Below are 18,292 nucleotides of genomic sequence, written 5' to 3' on the forward strand. Positions count from 1 at the left end.
GCGCTAACTCGCTTGTGCGCGGCAGACGCTGCCCCCCTTCAGCGCACCAGGCCGGCGGACTGCAATGCAGAAGCCGCCTCCTTGAGGGTCCCCCAGGGCAGGCTTGAGCGTTCGGCGATATCGAGCAGAGAGGTTGCACCGTCCGACATATTCAGAATCCATAGCAACGCCAACTGGTACTCACCAGCAGAACGCCCGCCAATGGTGCTGTAAAGACCATAGTCACCGAGCTTCGGCTCACACATCGGCTTCTGATTGGTATATTTTCGATTATTCTCAATCACATCGATCGCCGCGACTGCCCTGTCCAATGAATCGCGCAGAGCCGCTGGTTTCACGAATGACAGATTGTCGGCCGATGTGTGGTACTCAGGGAATTTCCCGTGCGGCGTCCTCATGAACGAGCCGACCGGGAGATTGATGCCAGGCGAGCAGTATTGTCGCTCGTCATAGCCAAATGGTGAGAAAGGCTGAATTGTGTGGGGCTCGCCACCTTGCTTCAATACATAGGTCCACGCACGATCGATTTCGGCATTGCCTTGGCGGCTTAATTTGTATGTCGGGCTCCCAGCGTCGCCCACACACGTCAAAACGAAGCCATGCTTGATCCGGCTGAGATGCGCCTGATTCAACGCCAACCAAGTGATTGATCCGATCGTGCCTGGGATAAACACAAATCGATAAGAGTAGCGTAGATCCATGTTGCGCAAATACTGGGCGAGTGCTGTCGCCACGGAAATTCCGGACAGATTGTCATTACAAAGAGACGGATGACACAGGTGGCAGGATATGAGGACTTCTTCTGATGAACTTCCCAGCAGCCGCAAGTCGCCATATGTCAGATGCCCGGGTTCAAGCATCGAGTCGATACAAATCTCGTACTCGTCTTCTTTGAGCGCCAACAACTGTGTATGTGTGACGCAAAATCCCCAGGCGGCGTGATAATACGATGTGCGATACGGAATGACGTCCGGATGGTCTGGATCTGAAAAGAGGTGCTTCTTCAGTTCTTCAAGATTAAGGCGCACATGAACAGGCACGCTGTAACTAACCACATGAAGATTGCACGCACGGAAATCTACGATGCGCTCTCCCGCGCTGTTCTTGATGTAAGCATCGCGGATGTTCCACTCAGATGGCACCGTCCAGTCAAAAACTTTTAAACCCGACGGCACCTCGCAAGTCGTAAGCGGAACATACTTCTGAATATGACGAAGGGTTTCGCGAACCCCCTCGCCGGTAATGCTCCTGCATATCGGATAGAGATCTGCAATGAAGTCATGCATGGCCTGGCCACTGCGATCGGCCGACAACTCCGTCGTCGCAGCGCCCCTCTCGAGTCGACCCGACACCACCTTCCGAACAATATCATGCATCGCCTGCTCTCATTCCACTCTCTATTCTGATGCTTTGATCGTCACGCGATGACAACGGGCTCCGGAATAGGAACAATAAATTTTGCTCCCCAACTGCGGGAAAATGACAGCTGGCTGATGATTTCCTGTTGCAGATTCCAAGGCAGGATCAGGATATAGTCCGGCTTTGTCACACCTATCCTTTCCGGCTCATAGATTGGGATGTGCGTTCCGGGCAATAAATGCCCCTGCTTATGTGGGTTCCTATCGACCGTGTACTCGATGAGGTCGGGGCTGACACCGCAGTAATTCAGCAGAGTGTTTCCCTTGGCCGGCGCTCCATATCCGACGACCCGTTTACCTTCACGCTTTGCTGTTTCCAGAAATTCGATCAGCTTCCGCTTCGTCTCCAGGGCGCGCTCCTCGAAGGCCTGATAATGCTCCAGATTGGCGAACCCCGCAGCGATCTCTTTTTCTCGCAACGCTGACACCCGGCTCGACATCGCATGACGGCCGCGACCAGTGTGCTGTGCATAGATCCGAAGCGAACCGCCGTGGGTCGACAGCTCTTCAACATCGAACAACGTCATACTGTGGGATGCGAAGATCTTCTCAACGGTCAGAAACGAGAAGTAGGAAAAGTGCTCATGATAAATCGTATCAATCTGGCACTCGTCAAAAAGCCGCATGAGGTGCGGGAATTCCATTGTTGCCACGCCACGATCATCGAGGAGAATGCTGATCCCGCCGACAAAATCGTTCAGGTTTGGCACATGCGCCAGCACGTTGTTTCCAATCAGAAGATTGGCACGCAGCCCCTCGCGGCGAAGCGTCTTGGCTGACCGCTCACCGAAAAAATCGACGCGCGTGGGAATACCGCGCGCTCTGGCGACCGCGGCAACATTCTGCGCCGGCTCGATTCCGAGGACCGGGATCTCATGCTCGACAAAGTACTGCAGGAGATATCCATCATTGCTTGCGATCTCGACGACGCTCGTATCTGGACCGAGGCCAAAGCGAGTTATTACGTTGTCGACATACTTCTTGGCATGCTGAAGCCATGATTCGCTGTATGACGAGAAATACGCGTAATCGCCGAAGATGTTCTCCGGGCTTTCCCACTCTTCCAACTGAACAAGAAAGCACTCGCTACATACATAGGCCTTCAGCGGGAAAAATTTCTCCTTTTCTCCATTGTCATCCTTCTTCAGATAGGAATTTGCGAGAGGAGACATCCCAAGGTCGAGAAACACGTTCTCCAGAGGAGCACTACAGAATCTGCAGCTACATGTTTCATCCGAATGCGACGACGGTGTCGCCGCCGAATTGAAGGACTGCACAGCGACTTCTTGATTCAACATGGGTACGCTCCTGATGCGCGTTCGCGTTATCTCGTACCGGAACCGTATTTGTCTGCGCACCCGTTCACTTGACCTCTGTCAAGTTATCACAACTACTTTATTTGACGGATAGGATTGCGGATTGGCGCGGCGCCTTGCGGCAATCGTTCGCTCGATGTTAGTCGGCCATCGGAATGAGACTGTGCGCCAATTCGCTGCTCGCAGGCGTAGACATACGCGCCCGCATTTCCGCTTCGCGGCCTTTGAGAGGCGCCCAGGCCTCATCCCGCTCGGAGATTACCGAAACAGACGGCCAGCTGATGCCGAGGACCGGATCCTGATATCCGATGCCTCCCTCGCCGCCGGCCATGTGAGACGTGCTCATGAAGTAAAGAAGTTCGGTATCATCAGCCAGGGTGATGAAACCGTGCGCGAACCGCTTCGGAATATAAAGCCCGCGACCGTTTTCGGCGGAAAGTTCGACGGAAACATGCCTCAAGTAGGTATTGGATTCAGGACGAAGATCCACGATGACATCCAAAACGGCGCCCCTGACACAGCGAACATATTTCTCTTCTGCGTACGGCGGATATTGGAAATGCAGTCCTCTTAGCGTTCCTGCCTTGCAGTTATAACTCAGGTTCGCTTGCCGGATCGAGGTTTCCAGCCCAGGAGCGGAGAGCTCTTCAACACAGAACACACGCGAGAAGTATCCACGTCTATCCTCGTGTCGCTGGACGTCAATGACGAAAGCGCCTGCCAGATCTGTCTCAGTAAGGATCATTTAGGCCTGCGAATAAGATAGTTTCATACCCACTTGGAACGGCACACGACAGCTATGCGCGTCGAGAGCTCCGCTTGGTGGTGCAAACACGCGGATGACTAGCTGTCCTATAAGATAGCAAATTGGATAGCCGTAACGCATGCCCTGCCCAGTACATAGATCCAGGCGATGGTTGCCCCGGTTGCCAGCAAGACAACGGCCGTTGGCCAATCGAGCCTCCGGCGCTCGCCCTTCGAGATCACGGTGTCAGCCAAGATATTTTGTGAGTTCAGCTTATCCATATGCGTCATCCACATCTGATCGTCGTGAGCAGTATAGATGCTAACTCTCTCAACTCGCCTGAACATGACAATGCTCAATAGTCGAAGACCATCATGGTCGCGCGCCCAACGCCGCAACGTGAACATCGGCCGGTCTCCGCAGCGCCCCCCTTCCAGACCAGCTTAAGCGGGTCTTATACAGCGTCGTGCTCGCTATGACCCATCAGCGATCGCTCGTTAATTTCGTCGAAAACGTGTTCGGACTTGACGACGCGCAAGTTTCCTCCTCGATCTGGCTGCGACAAATTATCATTGGATACTTTTGTATTGTCGCGTCGATAGAGGTTACCGTCATGCCCGACTGCATTTTTGAGAATGGAGTTTCATCCACTGACGCGTCCGTTCGCGAGCAATTGCGGATCCGAGCACACGCAGCAATCCCCGGCGGAGCCCACACTTATGCGAAGGGCGACGACCAGTTCCCAGTTTCCGCGCCAGCCTTCATTGCCAAAGGACTAGGCTGCCACGTGTGGGACACCGAGGGGACGGAATTCATCGAATATGGCATGGGGCTTCGCTCCGTCGGGTTGGGGCATGCCTTCCCCCCCGTTATTGAAGCTGCGGCGGCTGAGTTACAACATGGGTCGAATTTTACCCGACCGTCGCCACTCGAAGTCGAATGCGCGGAAAGCCTGCTGGAGGTCATTCCAGGCGCCGAGATGGTAAAATTCACCAAGGACGGATCTACGGCGACCACGGCTGCAATCCGCCTCGCGCGAGCTTACACAGGACGGGACATTGTTGCGCTCTGCTCCGACCATCCGTTCTACTCCTATGATGACTGGGCGATCGGCACGTCGCAGATGCCCGCCGGCATTCCTGAAGAGACAAAAGACCTCACATTGACGTTCCGCTACAATGATCTGACATCGGTGGCAGTGCTGTTTGCGCTCTATCCGGGCAGGATTGCCGCCATCATTCTAGAGGCCGAAAAGGATGTTGCGCCAACCGAAGGCTTCTTGGAGGGAATTCGCCAGCTCTGCACGAGCAACGGAACGCTTCTGATCCTCGATGAGATGATCACGGGATTTCGATGGCCGACGCGTACGGCGCAGAATTTCTACAAGGTAACGCCGGATTTGAGCACTTTCGGCAAGGCCCTTGGAAATGGCTTTGCCATTTCGGCGCTGGCGGGCAAGCGCGAGATTATGATGCAGGGTGGCCGCGATCACGACAAAGAACGCGTCTTTTTGCTGTCCACGACACATGGCGCTGAAACGCATGCACTTGCTGCCGCGCTCGCTGTGATGAAAGTCTATCGTGAAGAAGCCGTGATTGAGACATTGGAACGTCAAGGCGATCGATTGAAAGCCGGCGTGGATGCCGCAGCGGCACGCCATGGCTTGAGCCAGTTATTCAAGCTGGCCGGGCGCCCGTCCAATCTCGTATACAGTTGCTGCGATGGAGACGGGATACCGTCGCAGCCATACCGCACCTTGTTCTTGCAAGAACTTTGCCGCCACGGAATTATCGCGCCTTCGCTGGTGACGAGCTATTCCCATTCCGAAGACGATATCGATCAAACGATCGATGCGGTTGATCAAGCGCTCCACGTGTATCGCAAAGCGCTCGAGGACGGCATTGACACATATCTGATCGGCCGACCCGTCCGCCCCGTGTTCAATCGATATGGCGATAGAACAAGCAGCGGGACGACCGCGCCGACTGGCGCTCAGATCACCAAGACTCTGCTTAGACCCCGACGCAAACCACGAGCCTCCAACACTGCAGCCGGAAATCGGCGCAACTCACGTTGTGCTGAATCCACGATAGGATAAAGTCGAAACTTACAGATTGCCCCGTGAGGCGTTCGAGACATTTTCGCCCGCGCCACCACCGATTCCACAGAAGGTCGTCCGCGACCTCTGCAACTCCCTCTGCAACACAAGTGCCGCCCACGCCAAATGCGCGATAAGCCAAAGTGCGAAGATGTGCTGTATCAAAGACATAGTTTGCAGATCCGCTTAAGGGGAGCAAAGACATCGTGGATGGACAACCCGGCCGCGCTGGCGGCGTATCACATACATCGACAGTCCACATCACGTAGACACCTTAAAACATGAAAATGGCAGATTTCTGCGTGATTCGACAGATTTAGATGGTAGTTGGTGGTAGGAGATCGATATTCCTTCGTCGCGGCTTTTCAGCAGCGCAATGTCTCCAATTGGATCATCCCAGCCACAGTATCCGTGGTGACCTTGTGCACAGAAGCGCGTTGACGCCCTATAGCTGAACGAGACTTTGCCCTGATAGCGCAATGACAATCGCGCTTACGCCCAATGCGGCTCACACAGCAGCGCTCATCAAATGACGGGGGCGCCCGCAAACTCGCTTCAGTACTAAGGCGCCCGACCTCCCAGCGACGCGGCCGGCAAGTAAAACTTGCGTCTTCTCCGAACTGGCCGTCAGCAGGCGTTTTGACGTTTCACTGCCGCCCGTGCAACATGCTTCGCCAACACATCAATAAACGTTGTCAGTCTTCAGCACCCGAAAGACCGTCAAGACCAGGATGCGAAGGTCCAGCCAGATCGACCACGATTCGATATACCACAGGTCACTTTCGACCCTCTTCTTCATCATGCCGATCTCTGGGGTTTCGCCTCGGAATCCATTGACCTGAGCCCAGCCCGTGATTCCTGGCTTGATCTTGTGCCGCATGGCATAGGTTGCAATGAGCTGATCGTATTCAGAATCGTGTGCCAATGCATGCGGCCGAGGCCCCACGAGCGACATTTCCCCGCGAAGTACGTTGATTAGCTGCGGTATCTCATCAATGCTGAGCTTTCGCAACAGCGCTCCCAGCCGCGTAATACGATGATCATTCCTCTTGGCCTGAACAATGACCGGTCCGTCGTCTCGCGTGTTCATCGTCCTGAACTTATAGATCTTGAACGGCTTTCCATTGAAGCCTGCCCGCTGCTGCAGAAATAACGACCGGCCCGGCGACTCCAGGCGTATTGCGATGCTGATAATCGCAAACATTGGCAGCAGGACAATGAGTCCCGATGCGGCCAACAGCTGGTCCATGGATCGTTTCATTGTCCGCTGCATGGCACTCAGGGGCGCACGCTGCAGTTGCAGGGCCTTTGTCGGGCCAAAATCGAATAGCGGTCGATCCAGCAGGCGAGCTGTCCTTTGATCAGAAACGAGTTTGATTGGAATCGGGAGAACACGCAGCTCGCTTTCGACTTGCCCGACCGCATCGAGAAATGCCCAGGGCATTGCGATCACGACCTCGTCCACCCCGGTTTGGCGGACATAGCGAACGAGCTCGCGCATGCGTTCCTTGAGGATGGCAGGATCGAGCAATTGGCTGGGCCCCATTGGAAGCGATACGATTTTGCAAACAGAGTAGCCATATAACTCGAGGTTACTCAGCATTGCGTTACCGATGAGCTCCTCCTCTAGACCGACCAAAACGATCCGGTTCGGCCGAATAAGCTTCGAGCGGATGACATAGGAACAGAGTTCCGCGACGATGAATCTCAACACGGAAGAAACAACGAGGCCGCTTACAAAGAAAAGCAAAACCCAGCCACGAGAGAAGGTCGAGCCGCTCTTGAGCAAGAAAACGAGAGCCGCGAGAGACGCAAACACGGCCAACCATGTCAGTGCGGATCTGCCAACCTGCCACCGGCCTCGCAGCAGATTGGACGCTTGATACAGCTTCGAAACATGAGCAATAGCGGAATACAGAATGCCGACAGCCATTCCCGAGCCCAGGTTGTTTTCCGCGCTGCTATAGCCAGCGACAGCGGTAGCATCATAAATGATGCCCGTCGCGACCGACAGAATTACAATCCATATCAGGTCAAGCGCCGCTACGAGCGGGGAAATCACCGACAAGGAGGACGGTACGCCGAACTCGTGCTGACCGTGCGGTCGCTCCAGTCTCGCCGCCGCCTTTCGATCGCCCACCGGATCCATTGAATCTGCTCCTACCAAATCTCGAGAGCTTCACCACACTATCCGCTATCTCTGCGCCCTTGCGCTTGCGACCTTCATCAACCCATTTTGATTGATGAAGCGAATGGTCTTCCGGCTTGGCAGATCAATTAGCTCTTTCGCTTTGAAATCAGCGAGTGCCCGACAGACAGTCTCAATTGATGTTCCGACATGATCGGCGATATCGGCCCGAGATAGTTGCAGCCGAAGCGCTTTGGGACGCTTCGGGTCCTCGCGCAAATGAGGTTGAATGCGAAGCAGAAGCCACGCAATCCGGGCGACGCAGGTTCGCTGGCTCATCGTCAGTACAAGAGAGAGTGTTTCCGACAGAACTTGATGAGTCCCGCATGGCTCGCCCTGATGACAAACGCGGGCAACGGTGGTGCGAATGACTCGGCAGTCGGTAACTGCTTCAGCTGTGAATTCTTGGCACGCCTGCTGGGTGGGCATGACAACATCGCCTGGCCAATAAAAGGCAAGGATTTGCCGGTTGCCGTCGGGGAGCAGACGCACTGCCCGCACGACGCCTTCGATGATTTCGATCTTCTGGTTTTGTTGCTCTCCCTCCCAGAACAGGGCTCTGCCCCGCGGAACAATCGTCGGAGTGGGAGTACGATCCAGCATTATCTTGCTGGGCAGCACAGTAAGGCCAATCGGCGCGCGTGTGCAGGACGGCTTTAGGGAAACCATGTCTAGCGGCATTGGTCCAACCCTCAACGTTAAAGCGTGCGTTGAAGGTGGCATGCAGACAACTTTAAGAAAATTCAGGCTCGTGCGCTAAGTTTTCTATGGTTCCAACTCGGCCTGATGGTCTAGACCGAATGTCAGGAAAACTATTCTGCGCTTAGCTGGCGCACATTTTTGGTTATGATAGCGCCTATAATATTGGCGTATTGCCGCCGAGCGCAGCATTCTACGTATTTACTATCACGCACGGAATATGCGCGATTCACGTATCGATGTCATCTTCGAATTCTGTGACGACCGTCAATTATGCACTGACCTTTTTTGATTGAATGCGGACTTCACAGATGGCCCCATCGAGTGGCTCACGCTGCTTTTCAAGGTCATCCAGAGACGTGATCGGGTGAAGCGGCATATCGCTTGCGAGTGAAGCCCTTTCACCAATCGAAAGAGCGCATGCCATTGGTCAGAACGGGGCTTCTTGCCACCTCAGTCGCTATCCTCGGGATGCGGGTAACCATCTTGGCATGCAAGTTCGGGCTCGCCATCTTTGTTGGCCGCTATCTCGATCTTTCATCGTTAGGGGTCTTTGGACTCTGCGCCGGCGTTGTCGCGGTGGGACCGAGCCTAGTCGGGATGGGCATGGTCCATCTCATCGTGCGGGATGCAGTTACGCTGACGCTCGCTGAATTGGTCGACCTGCTGCGGCACTACTGGTCCTTTGTCACCATCGTTTACGCCCTGGCGCTGACGATTTCCTTTCCGGTCACGCACTTTCTGAACGGATCGAGCATATGGTCGCTGGTCATCTCGATTACGCTGCTAGAGCACTTCGGCAACGACGTTTTCCAATTACTATCAAATTTGCAAAAGCCCCTTCTGGCCAACATAAGCGCCTTCATTCGCGGGGCCCTCTGGGTCTTGGTCTATACCCCACTGGCCATCTGGTATCCGGAACTCAGATCCATGACCGCGTTGCTGTGCTTCTGGCTCGCCGGCAGTATCGTGGCTTTGGCTCTGTTCTTCTGGACAACCAGACTGTGGCCGTGGACAGCAACCTCGCTGGCGGCGATCGACCCACCACGAATTTTCTCCACGATCAGGAAAGGTTTCGTCATTTACCTGAGCGATCTCGGTTTTGTTGCAAGCCAATATATCGATCGCTATCTGGTTTCGTTTTTCCTCGGGCTGGAGCTGACCGGCATTTACTTCCTCTATTGGTCGGCCGCAAATGCCGTAAGCACCTTCGTGAGCATTGCCGTCCTGCAGATACAGCGCCCCATATTGATCAAGGCACACCATCATGGCGGCGATTCAGAACACCAGAAGCTGATGATGCCGTTTCTAGGCACGACGTTGCTCTCGACAATCGCATTGGGTGCAGCGACCGGATTGGCGTTCTATCTCGTCTTGCCCTACTTGAAGCAACCGGCTATCGGAAACTTCCTGTTGGCATTCTGGCTTATCATGGCGGGAATGGCAGTGCGCAACGTGGCAGATTTTGGAGCCATGGCGTTGTTTACGGCTCGCCGAGATGGCGTTATGACGCTCACCAATCTCGCATCGGTTACTGGGCTGATCGTCGCCCAGTCGCTCTGTCTTCCGCTCATGGGGCTTTATGGCGCGGGGACCGCTATGATCATCACGTTTGGGGCGGTCACAATCTGGCGCGGCGCGTTGCTGTATGACCCTACGCCGAGCAAGTCGCCAGCGCTGGGATAACTCCAGGTTACCCAGGATCAACGACAGCCAGCTCTATGCCGGAAATCTCATGCGTGATCGGCCGCCATTCATACCCATCCCCTCGATCATGAAACGAGTGCTGGAAGCGCGGCTAGCAGTACGTTCTTTCGGTCCAACAATCTTTGCGGCCATGAACGCCGCCTCGGTTCTATTGCGAGCGCCAAGCGCCCGAAGAAGTGCAGCTGTATGAATTTTGCTCGTGCCCTCGGCGATGCTCAGCTCACGTGCGATCTCTTTGTTCGACATTCCCTGCGCCAGCAACGGCAGCACGTCATGCTGGCGACGCGTCAAACGAAGTTTGTCGACATCGACCGTCATCGTACGCTGACTGCCAACGCTGCCATGATCGCCATCTGCGAGCCATCGTGGAACATAGATGCGTCCAGTGAGCAGATCGCTGATAGCCGTCAGCAACTCTTCGTCGGATTGCAGCTTGTAAACAAATCCGTGAAACCCAGCCGAGAGGCAACCAAATACGTCGGCGCGGGTATTTGACGTCGACATGATTGCAACGCGCGTTGCAGGTCTTCGCTCATAAACCTGCGCGAGCACCTCAAGCGAAAGGTCGTTGAGGCTTGCTCGATCCATCAGGATCAAGTCGAAACAATCATCCGTTTCGAAAACCTCGAGGCGAGACGCCTCGATTACTCTGGAGTGTGGAAGTCTTGCCTCAACAACGTCCTTGAGGCCGGCTCGATAGACGCTGTGCTGGTCGACCACTAAGATTACTGACACGACACCAACCCCTGGTATACGTAATCCAATTTTATGCGGTGATAATTCTGCTTCGGGCGCCCTCTACCGCCGCTCAATTTAGTATTCTGCAATGCAACAAGAATACCTACGAACGCCCCCTTGTCAACTCATTGAATCAAATGGAACTTTTCGACGACCCGTATGAATCTGGGTACACGCGCATAAATTATGCGCTCGCAATATCGACAATCGCGCACTCGGCTGGATTGCAATACCTTTATTCTACTCGGCACGAGGGTGCGCACATGCAGACTGCGCGGAAACGTCGCGGTTAGTTGGCAGTCATTCCGCCGCGACTGCAGGGAACATGTCCTTCATTGGCGTCCAACGAAGCCGCGGATCCAATTGCTCTGTATCCCGCAGATGCCGGAGTTCAGCCAATCGCGTAAAGGGCGCCGCATTGAAAACTTTCTCGTCAAGCTGAATGCGCTCAAAGACGCTCTTTAGCTGCAGCGCTCCCAATCGCGCATCCCATTTGCAACAAAAGCTTGGCAGATGCTCTTTTATCTTTGCGAATGAAACGCGATAACTACGATCGTCTGCTCCAGCAGGCCCAAAGGTCAGTACGGAGCCGGCGAATGTCTCATTGACGATATTCGCAATGTCGCGGACCGCATAGTTCTGCGTCTCGTCGCCGACATTGAAGGCCTCGCCCCACACCGCTTCGCGGGGCGCTTCCAATGCGCACACAATCGCTTGGCAAATATCATCGATATGCACCAACGGTCGTAAAGGCGACCCATCACTCATCACACGCACTGTTCCAGAGGTGTACGCGAAGCCGGACAAGTTGTTCAAGACCAGGTCAAAACGTTGCCGCGGCGAAGCGCCGAATGCCGTGGCGTTGCGAAGAAACACCGGCGTGAAGCGCGAGTCGGCCATTGCCCTTACGTCGCGCTCAACCAGAACTTTGCATTTGGCATAAGCAGTGCGCGGATCGACCAATGACGTCTCGGTCTTCAGCTCATCGCCGGAGGCGCCATAGATGCTGCATGACGACGCGTAGACAAATCGTTGAACGCCGGCATCCTTACATTTCTTTGCGAAGGCGACCGAGCCTTCGTGATTGATCTCCATGGTCATGCCAGGGTCATTCTCGCCGAGAGGATCGTTCGACAGCTCGGCAAGGTGCACGACCGCATCAATTCCGGTAAGATCAGTCGTCGTTAGTTGGCGCGTGTCCTTCGAAATGACCATTGGCCGTGTGCAGCCATCATCAAACAACCAGCCCCGGCGATAAAGGCCTGTGTCGATGCCAACTGCGTCATGACCGCTGCTGAGAAGCTTTGGCCCAAGTACTGCGCCAATATAGCCATCAGCTCCTGTATATAACACACGCATAATTTCGCCCTCACTTAACAGTCTGACCGGCAAATGCCGGATCAGACATACGCGAAATATTGGACCTCGGACCCGTGGACTTCTGATCCCAGACACACCACGGTGGGTTTCCTGTATCCCACAACTCCTGCAGGACGGCCTTGTCGCGCAGAGTGTCCATATTTTGCCAGTAGCCGTGATGCCGATAGACCGCGAGCTGATCTCGATCGATGAGCTGAGCCAACGGCTCGTTCTCCCAGCTCGTGCTGTCACCCTCGATCACGTCGAGTGCTTCAGGCTCGACGACAAAAAAACCTCCGTTGATCACCTGCCCGTCTCGCGCATCCTTTTCCCGGAAGCGGGCCGCACGCGGACGCTCTGACGACAAATTAATCGCACCGAAGCGGCCGGGCTGCTGAACGGCTGTTACCGTCGCGAGCGCTCCTTGCTCGTGGTGGAACTTGACAAGCTCCTGCACATTCACGTCGCTCACGCCATCGCCGTAGGTGAGACAGAACGTCGAGTTTCCGATATAGTCCTTCACGCGCTTCAATCGCCCGCCTGTCATGGTCTTCTCGCCGGTATCGACGAGAGTGACCTTCCATGGCTCGCTTGCATTGCGATGGATCTCGACGTCGTTACGCTGCAGGTCGACGGTGAGATCACCCTGGTGCGGCAGATAGTTCAGAAAGTAATCCTTGATCACCGAGCCTTTGTAGCCGCAGCAGATCACAAATTCGTTCAGACCATGATGCGAGTAGAGCTTCATGATGTGCCAGAGTATTGGACGTCCGCCGATTTCGACCAAAGGCTTGGGAACGACCGACGTATGCTCGCTGAGGCGCGTGCCATAGCCGCCTGCAAGGATCACCACCTTCATTATTCTCTCCTGTCCTTTGGTCGCCATCGTCTGATTTCACACATCGGATACCGTCCGGTGTGCAGATGACCTTATTGGCAGGATAGGCAACATCACCCGTTGCGAGTTGACAGCCGTCAAATCTGAATTTTCGTTGAGCAATAACTTTTGCGCCAACGTTCTACTTATAAAGTGCCTGCGAGATTTTGATTGAGGGCCACCGATATGGTCGCCCATGCGCGACCATTGCGATTACGTTGAGATCTCTGCGAGCGTCGATTGGCCAAATACGCACTGATGAGTCAGAAACGATGAGTCCGGAGTTTCTACTTCTTCTCATGGCCTTTACCGCACTATGTCTGATGGTGCTGACAGCCTATTGCGGTGGCGAAGATGTATTGTCTGGCCGCTTCACTTCACCTTCAGCCCTGGATACTCCCCACGTCGCCACGATTCATCGCCCGCCTCATGTGACACCAGATACAGCAGATTTCTTCAGTTGAGACTGCGTTGAACTTAGCGTCGGGATTGGAACTTTGAGCAGCTCGCACTTTCTGACACCAGGTCAACTTCAGCTCCTGGCGACGGAAGTAGTCGGCCCGGCTCCAGGCTGGAATGCGAAGATCGAAATTCCCGTAGGCGGCGGCATTTCGTCGGCGGGGAGGAAGCTTCCGATCTGTTCGCCCGCGCTCTGTTGCAGGCGACTCCCTTGCCACCACCACATGAACAGGAATTTGATGAGGACGCGGGCTCACTCGTACTCGACCATTTATGGACCGCGACATCCACCGGTCGCCAGGCACGCGATAACGCAATTGCATCTGATAGCGATGGGACGAGTCCGGTCCGCTGATCTTAGGTCTGACGATAAGCTCACCGCCTCAAGCGCATCTGCCGAGAGGCTTCGTTACAGCTTGAAATCCAGCTCTACGACGCCATCGATCGGTTTCGTGCAAGCAGCACTGAGCCAGAGCTTTGGCCAAGCGATCTTGAATAACCTCACAGCAATATCTGGAGGCAGCTGCGACTCGACCTTTACGATAGCCGACTGCCTCTTCCCACAATTCCAGAACTCAAAACTGATGCAATTTCTGCGATAATCGTATTCTGGCTCGAACAACAAGCCTCGCGGTATTGTCTCGCCACCCATAATCTGCCTCGCCCCTGCGCAACGCGTTACGTAGCCACGCGTCGTCCGATGCAGGCATTTCATATCGATAAATTGTCGATAGGTAGACGTGCGCAGGAAGATTCGGGCTGGGTCTGTAAAATTATTTAAACCACCGGCGTCCCGGATTCATAAGCGACCGTCGATGATTGCGCCTGTGATTGATGGCAGAATGCAGCGTTTGCTCTTGTGCAAATCATATCGGCCTAATCGACACAATTCTCAGCGGGATCGCAATTGTCTATGCCGGAGGGATCCAAATTATCTTACGGCGCACCTGTGTCGCGGGATACTGTAGCGTAGGGGTGCCACATGAATTGTATCGAGCGATATTCTCTGGTTCAGCCCGTGGGGATGCATTCAATAAACGACCTTATGTCGTCGATGGACACAGCGATGAGGTCTTGTCGCGGCGCGGGAGCAACGTCAACTCCATCGGACGTGATATATCCGCAAGTGGCGGCGGCAAACCCGCAAGAAACTGAGAGCTGGTTCCGGAATAGAAGTGGATGGTCGACCATGTCGTGGAGAGTGCGGCTTTGCGCCAGAAGCGGTCATGTGGAGATCCAAAGACAGCGGAATTTCGCGAAGTCTTGCATAAAAGGTGACACCAATTGAGAATGGATGGCTCATCCAGAGCTTCGGCTCGGCCAGCGGCGAGAACGTACCGTACGTCTACCGATATGGCGGCATTTCTATCCAATCGTCGAAAGCAACGTCCGTGCCTTCTGTCAACAAAGCAAAGAAATCAACCAGCAAACGCCCGGCACGGACCAATGGCAGCATAACAGACGCAACCTATTTGAAGCTGCACAACCTGATCGAGTCGCGACAGCTGCAGCCCGGCGAGGTGATCGAAGAGCGCCGGCTTGCACTGCGGCTGAAAGTCTCGCGGACACCGCTGCGGGCTGGCATCAGCCGGTTGCTGGGCGAAGGCAGGCTCGAGCAATTGTCCAACGGCACTGTGGTGGTCCGCACAATCGAGATGGCGGAATTGCTCGAATTGGTCCATCTTCGCATGGTGCTGGAGAGCGAAGCGACGTTCATTGCGGCGACCCGCATCGCGCTGGATATCCTTGCACCGATCAGGGCTGCGCTGGAGAAGATCATTGCTGCGTCGACAGTGTCCGGGACGGCTCACTGGACCCTCGACGATGAAATTCATGACCAGATCGCGCGGCATTGCGGCAATCGCTCGCTTGAGAAGCTGATTGGAGAAATCCGGCAAAAGATCCGGATGTGCAATGTAGAGCGCCAGCCTGGCCGGCTGCTGCCCGCCACCCGCGAGCATCTGGCGATTATCGATGCCATCATCGATCGTGATGCTGCCGCAGCCCGTCAGGCGATGATCCTGCATCTCACTAATGTGCGGCAGGGATTGCTCGAACGGTTCGGGATCTTCCTGCCCGAGCCTCACGGTTAGGTCGAGATCAGGCAGAATCCCTGCGGGTGCATGTCCGAAAATTCTGCAGCTGCCCGCAATTTTGTCGGACTCCGTCCAAATTTGACGCAGCTTCCCGGGCTTCGCAGCTTGACTGAAATCAGCATGGGCGGTTCACTGGTATACCAGTGGAATATCAAGCCGCTCCGCAACGCCGACCAACCAGATGTCCCGCCTGAATGACGCCAAACCACATTGCTTCCCACACCGTCGCGGCCGAATCGCTGTCCCCGGCCGCCTTTGCCGCCTTCGGCGATGTAGCTGAGCGACCGATCGACGTGCGCCGGCGCTATCTTCCGACATCGGACGATCGCACCGAGGACGCCGCCACCTTTTCCTTCTGGATCAGCAGCGCCGCCAGGCTCGGCAGTCTGCCCCTGCCAATCACGACGCTGGAGCGTCATCCGTTCTCCGCCCAGACTTTCATCCCGCTCGGCAGCAGCCAATACCTGGCGATCGTGTGCAATGCCGGCCCGGATGGCCTGCCTGATGTGGCCACCCTGCGGTGCTTCATCGCCGGAGCGCATCAAAGCATCACCTTCGCCCGCAATGTCTGGCATCATCCCATGACCGTTCTCGGCGCGGCCATGGAATTTGCCGTCGCCATGGGCATGACCGGCCGGCAGGACGACGACGTGTTCGTCGATATCGCTGGCGACATTCGCGCCGTGATGCCGCCGAGCGCATAGGGATCGCAATGATGCCGCATGATGATCACCTCACCCGCGACTTCGTCGGCTACGGCCGCACCCCGCCGCATCCGCAATGGCCGGGCGCAGCAAGAATCGCACTCAACTTCTGCATCAACTACGAAGAAGGCTCCGAGCCGTCGTTCGCCGATGGCGACGGCGTCACCGAAGCAGCCCTGACCGAAGGTGGCGGTGGCGGCTTCGAGGGCCGCGACCTCGCCGCCGAGTCGATGTTCGAATATGGCAGCCGCATAGGCTTCTGGCGCGTGCTGCGCCTTCTGTCCGAGCGCGGCATGATCGCCACCGTCATGGGCTGCGCGCTGGCGTTGGAACGCAACAACGAGGCCTGCGCCGCCATTCAGGAATATGGCTACGACGTCTGCGCCCATGGCTGGCGCTGGGAGCGGCATCCGTTGCTGTCCGAGGCCGACGAACGCGAGCGCATACGCAAGACCGTCGAGAGCCTCACGCGCACCACCGGCGAGCGTCCGCTCGGCTGGTATTGTCGCTATGGGCCGAGCGTGAACACGCGGCGCCTCGTGGTCGAGGAAGGCGGTTTCCTCTACGACTCCGACGCTTATAATGACGAATTGCCGTACTGGACACGTGTGCTCGGCAAGCCGCATCTCGTCGTGCCTTACGGCCTTGCCAACAACGACGCAAAGTTCAGCCGCGGCGCGATGGCAACGGCGGATGATTTCTTCGTCTATCTGCGCGACGCCTTCGACATGCTCTACGCGGAAGGCGCCACCGCGCCGAAGATGATGTCGGTCGGACTGCACACCCGCCTGATCGGCCATCCCGGCCGCGCCGCCGGCCTGCAGCGCTTCCTCGATCACGTCGCCAAGCACGACAACACCTGGGTCTGCCGGCGCGGCGACATCGCCCGTCACTGGCAGGCCACTCATCCCCCCACGCCCTGATCTCCACCACATCCGCACCCGAAAGGACGTTCCCATGAAACTGAAACCCACGCATTGGATGTTCGCGCTGATGCTGTCGACTGCGGCATTCGCCGGCGGCGCCAGCGCGCAGGAAGCCGATCATCCCTCCGACAAACCGATGGTGGTCGCGTCCGACTTCGGCGTCGCGCCATGGATGGTGCGCGGCCCCAACGGCCCCGAGGGTTTCGGTGCGGACCTGATCAACGAGATCGGTAAAGATCTCGGCCGCCCGAAGGTCGAGATCGTCGACATCAATTTCTCCGGCCTATTCGCGGCGCTGTTCGCCAAGCGCGCCGAATTCCTCGTCAACCCGCTCAACCTCACTGCCGAACGCTCCGAGCGCATGCTCTATACCGAGCCGCTATTCTCCACCGGCAACGGCTTCATCGTCCGCGCCGCCGACGAGATGAAGGGCTTCGAGGATCTCAAGGGCAAGGCCGTCGCCGTCAACCGCGGCACCATCTCGGATACCTGGGCCACCACCAATGCCGAGAAATACGGCTTCGAAGTGCAGCGCTACGATGTATTCCCCGACACGGTACAGGCCGTGCTGACGCGCCGCGCCTTCACAGCGCTAAATGAGATCCCGACGACCGTCTATGCCGCCAGCCAGAACAAGGCGATCAAGGTCGGTTTCAAGGACTTCAACGGGCGAAACTTCGCCTATGCATTCCGCCTGGAAGATACTGAGTATCGCAACAAGGTCGAGGCAGTCATCGAATGCATGAAGTTGGACGGCCGCCTGCGCAAGCTGCACGAGAAATGGTATGGCGCAACGCCCGATGCCGGCTCGGCCATCGACACTGTGTATTTCGGCTATGGTCCTCCCGGCTTCAAGGGTTTCGAGCCCACCTCGCACGTTCCGGCGTGCAAGTAGCACGCTTGCTCTGACAAGATAGCTGCGAACACCGGACCGGCCCGAGCCGGTCCGACCGCGGTTGATG

The 18,292-nt window shown here is 56.0% G+C and carries 14 protein-coding genes; 6 read left to right on the forward strand and 8 right to left on the reverse strand.

Features of this window, described 5'->3' with window-relative positions; all coding sequences use genetic code 11:
• Nucleotides 1–38 precede the first annotated feature (38 nt).
• The 3 genes from LPB73_RS18715 to LPB73_RS18725 form a co-directional block, all read right to left on the reverse strand.
• Nucleotides 39–1,376: a DUF4910 domain-containing protein gene (locus tag LPB73_RS18715; protein ID WP_231077828.1), complete on the reverse strand. Its 1,338-nt coding sequence runs from the start codon at nucleotides 1,374–1,376 to the stop codon at nucleotides 39–41.
• 41 nt (nucleotides 1,377–1,417) lie between these two features.
• On the reverse strand, nucleotides 1,418–2,716 hold the full coding sequence (locus LPB73_RS18720) for a class I SAM-dependent methyltransferase (RefSeq protein WP_231077829.1): 1,299 nt from the start codon (nucleotides 2,714–2,716) through the stop codon (nucleotides 1,418–1,420).
• Nucleotides 2,717–2,873: 157 nt separating this feature from the next.
• Complete coding sequence (locus LPB73_RS18725) at nucleotides 2,874–3,479, reverse strand: dTDP-4-dehydrorhamnose 3,5-epimerase family protein (protein ID WP_231077830.1); 606 nt, start codon at nucleotides 3,477–3,479, stop codon at nucleotides 2,874–2,876.
• 613 nt (nucleotides 3,480–4,092) lie between these two features.
• Here LPB73_RS18725 and LPB73_RS18730 point away from each other — a divergent pair.
• On the forward strand, nucleotides 4,093–5,577 hold the full coding sequence (locus tag LPB73_RS18730) for a glutamate-1-semialdehyde 2,1-aminomutase (protein ID WP_231081186.1): 1,485 nt from the start codon (nucleotides 4,093–4,095) through the stop codon (nucleotides 5,575–5,577).
• A gap of 682 nt (nucleotides 5,578–6,259) precedes the next feature.
• On the opposite strand, the gene LPB73_RS18735 is transcribed toward LPB73_RS18730, so the two are convergent.
• Together LPB73_RS18735 and LPB73_RS18740 are read right to left on the reverse strand one after the other, a co-directional pair.
• Nucleotides 6,260–7,726, reverse strand: coding sequence for an undecaprenyl-phosphate glucose phosphotransferase (locus tag LPB73_RS18735; protein ID WP_231077831.1), 1,467 nt, complete (start codon nucleotides 7,724–7,726; stop codon nucleotides 6,260–6,262).
• A 45-nt stretch (nucleotides 7,727–7,771) separates the two neighbouring features.
• Nucleotides 7,772–8,446 (reverse strand): Crp/Fnr family transcriptional regulator, encoded by a 675-nt coding sequence (locus LPB73_RS18740; RefSeq protein ID WP_231077832.1) that lies wholly within the window; start codon nucleotides 8,444–8,446, stop codon nucleotides 7,772–7,774.
• Between the two features lie 438 nt (nucleotides 8,447–8,884).
• Between LPB73_RS18740 and LPB73_RS18745 the strand changes: the two genes are divergently transcribed.
• Nucleotides 8,885–10,150 (forward strand): lipopolysaccharide biosynthesis protein, encoded by a 1,266-nt coding sequence (locus LPB73_RS18745; protein WP_231077833.1) that lies wholly within the window; start codon nucleotides 8,885–8,887, stop codon nucleotides 10,148–10,150.
• Nucleotides 10,151–10,183: 33 nt separating this feature from the next.
• On the opposite strand, the gene LPB73_RS18750 is transcribed toward LPB73_RS18745, so the two are convergent.
• The 3 genes from LPB73_RS18750 to rfbF form a co-directional block, all read right to left on the reverse strand.
• Complete coding sequence (locus LPB73_RS18750; protein WP_231077834.1) at nucleotides 10,184–10,906, reverse strand: LuxR C-terminal-related transcriptional regulator; 723 nt, start codon at nucleotides 10,904–10,906, stop codon at nucleotides 10,184–10,186.
• Between the two features lie 303 nt (nucleotides 10,907–11,209).
• Nucleotides 11,210–12,268, reverse strand: a complete 1,059-nt coding sequence (locus LPB73_RS18755) for an NAD-dependent epimerase/dehydratase family protein (protein ID WP_175366938.1) — start codon at nucleotides 12,266–12,268, stop codon at nucleotides 11,210–11,212.
• A 10-nt stretch (nucleotides 12,269–12,278) separates the two neighbouring features.
• Nucleotides 12,279–13,127 (reverse strand): glucose-1-phosphate cytidylyltransferase, encoded by an 849-nt coding sequence (gene rfbF / locus LPB73_RS18760; RefSeq protein ID WP_175366939.1) that lies wholly within the window; start codon nucleotides 13,125–13,127, stop codon nucleotides 12,279–12,281.
• A gap of 1,949 nt (nucleotides 13,128–15,076) precedes the next feature.
• On the opposite strand from rfbF, the gene LPB73_RS18765 reads away from it, so the two are divergent.
• The 4 genes from LPB73_RS18765 (at nucleotide 15,077) to LPB73_RS18780 (ending at nucleotide 18,225) form a co-directional block, all read left to right on the forward strand.
• On the forward strand, nucleotides 15,077–15,697 hold the full coding sequence (locus LPB73_RS18765) for a GntR family transcriptional regulator (RefSeq protein ID WP_231077835.1): 621 nt from the start codon (nucleotides 15,077–15,079) through the stop codon (nucleotides 15,695–15,697).
• 197 nt (nucleotides 15,698–15,894) lie between these two features.
• Nucleotides 15,895–16,404 carry an ureidoglycolate lyase gene (locus tag LPB73_RS18770; protein ID WP_231077836.1) on the forward strand — a complete coding sequence of 170 codons (510 nt, stop codon included), beginning with the start codon at nucleotides 15,895–15,897 and terminating at the stop codon, nucleotides 16,402–16,404.
• Between the two features lie 11 nt (nucleotides 16,405–16,415).
• On the forward strand, nucleotides 16,416–17,327 hold the full coding sequence (locus LPB73_RS18775) for an allantoinase PuuE (RefSeq protein ID WP_231077837.1): 912 nt from the start codon (nucleotides 16,416–16,418) through the stop codon (nucleotides 17,325–17,327).
• Nucleotides 17,328–17,361: 34 nt separating this feature from the next.
• Nucleotides 17,362–18,225, forward strand: a complete 864-nt coding sequence (locus tag LPB73_RS18780) for a substrate-binding periplasmic protein (RefSeq protein ID WP_231077838.1) — start codon at nucleotides 17,362–17,364, stop codon at nucleotides 18,223–18,225.
• Nucleotides 18,226–18,292 lie beyond the last annotated feature (67 nt).

Origin of the sequence: Tardiphaga sp. 37S4, from assembly GCF_021044645.1 — a bacterium.
GTDB classification, from domain to species: Bacteria; Pseudomonadota; Alphaproteobacteria; order Rhizobiales; family Xanthobacteraceae; genus Tardiphaga; species Tardiphaga robiniae.